3 protein-coding genes are annotated in these 1,626 nt (G+C 51.8%); 2 read left to right on the top strand and 1 reads right to left on the bottom strand.

From position 1 onward, the window contains the following. Window positions 1-983 (top strand): 23S rRNA (guanosine(2251)-2'-O)-methyltransferase RlmB (gene rlmB, locus RMO84_RS01345; RefSeq protein WP_310486648.1); only part of this gene is annotated, 983 nt, incomplete at its 5' end. A 93-nt stretch (window positions 984-1,076) separates the two neighbouring features. Then, window positions 1,077-1,373, top strand: a complete 297-nt coding sequence (locus RMO84_RS01340; RefSeq protein WP_310486647.1) for a DUF1816 domain-containing protein — start codon at window positions 1,077-1,079, stop codon at window positions 1,371-1,373. A 60-nt stretch (window positions 1,374-1,433) separates the two neighbouring features. On the opposite strand, the gene RMO84_RS01335 is transcribed toward RMO84_RS01340, so the two are convergent. Then, window positions 1,434-1,626, bottom strand: a 193-nt coding sequence (locus RMO84_RS01335) for a hypothetical protein (RefSeq protein WP_310486645.1), incomplete at its 5' end; no start/stop codon positions are given.

The following is a 1,626-nucleotide window of genomic DNA, read 5'->3' as shown; positions in this document are numbered from 1 at the left end:
GCGACGATCGCGCTGCTAGCTTTGGTGGAGATCGCCGCCCCCGCGAAGATCGGCAGTCCAACTCTGGTGGAGATCGCCGCCCCCGCGAAGATCGTGCTTCTAGCTTTGGCGATCGCCGTACCGACAATCGCCAAGATGCATTTGTCAAAAGAGACAGCCGCAACAATCGCGGTGGCTGGCAAGATCCGCCCGCACCAGAAATTACCGAAGAAGAAGTTACCGATTATCTCTACGGCAAGCATTCGGTCTTCACGGCGATCGAAAACGAACGTCAAATCAATCGGATCTGGGTACTCGCCAAACTCCGCCACCATCCCGCCTTCTTCACCCTCATCGACCAAGCCAAAGCCAATGGCACGGTCGTCGATGAAGTAGATGCCCAAAGACTGAGCTATTTAGCCAATGGTGGCAATCACCAAGGGATCGTCGCCCAGGTGGCACCTCATGATTATCTCGAACTCGAAGAACTAATCGCCCGCGCCCTCGCCGCTACCGATTCACCCGTCATCGTTGTCGCCGATGGCATTACCGATCCCCAAAATCTTGGCTCGATCGTCCGCACGGCTGAAGCTTTGGGCGCGCAAGGTGTCGTCATTCCTCAGCGGCGGGCAGTCGGGATTACCTCTACGGTATTAAAAGTGGCTGCTGGAGCCTTAGAACACCTTCCCGTCGCGCGGGTGGTCAATCTCAGTCGTGCTCTAGGTCAACTCAAAGAAGCTGGTTTTTGGATTTATGGTACTGCGGCTGATGCCGAGCAAGCAATCTATAGTGTCGATTTTGCAGATCGCCGTCCGATCGTGCTGGCGATTGGTGCCGAAGGTGATGGACTGAGTTTGCTCACTCAAAAAGGTTGCGACTATTTAGTCTCGATTCCGTTGAGCGGCAAAACACCCAGTCTAAATGCTGCCAATGCTGCTGCGATGTGTTTATACGAAATATCGCGACAGCGTCTGTCAAATATGTTACGGCTATCTGAGCGTTAAGCGAGTATTTTGGGATTATTTAGTATCTAGGGCTTAATAACGCTCCGGTCAATTAACTTATTAACCTTCTTTGAATCAGCGGAAGCTAAACCAATGAATATTCAAGACATCTGGAGCAGCGCGCTCCATCTGATGGGACAAGCATGGTGGGTCGAAATTACCACGGCTCGACCTCACTGTACCTATTATTTTGGGCCATTCGCGACCGCCGTGGAAGCTGATGAAGCCAAAGCTGGTTATGTTGAAGACTTGGAGTCTGAATCCGCTCAAGGGATACAGGTAGCAATCAAACGCTGTAAGCCCGTCCAGATGACGATCGAGCACGATCGAACCGCTGCGGAAAACTACGAGACGATCGTCAAAACATCAATGAGCGGTCAGTTTAGCTAATCATTGGTCAGCTAGACCGGATGAGAGTTAGCAAAACTACGATCGCTCGTAGTTTTAATCTCAGTATTCGATAATTCGATCGAATCTGACATCGATCGTTATTTCCAGATTACTACCAGCAGCGGGGCAACACCCCGCTTTTTTTGCGAACCCAAAGCTTATCCGGAGTAATACGATTCCCCGCTGTCTTGACCCAAACGCACGCTGTAGGCGTTGGCGTTGGCGTAAGCCTGCCGTAGGCACAGCCTCTCCG

Source organism: Chamaesiphon sp. VAR_69_metabat_338 (assembly GCF_031423935.1).
Lineage (GTDB): Bacteria > Cyanobacteriota > Cyanobacteriia > Cyanobacteriales > Chamaesiphonaceae > Chamaesiphon.
This window is presented reverse-complemented; position numbering and strand designations above follow the sequence as displayed.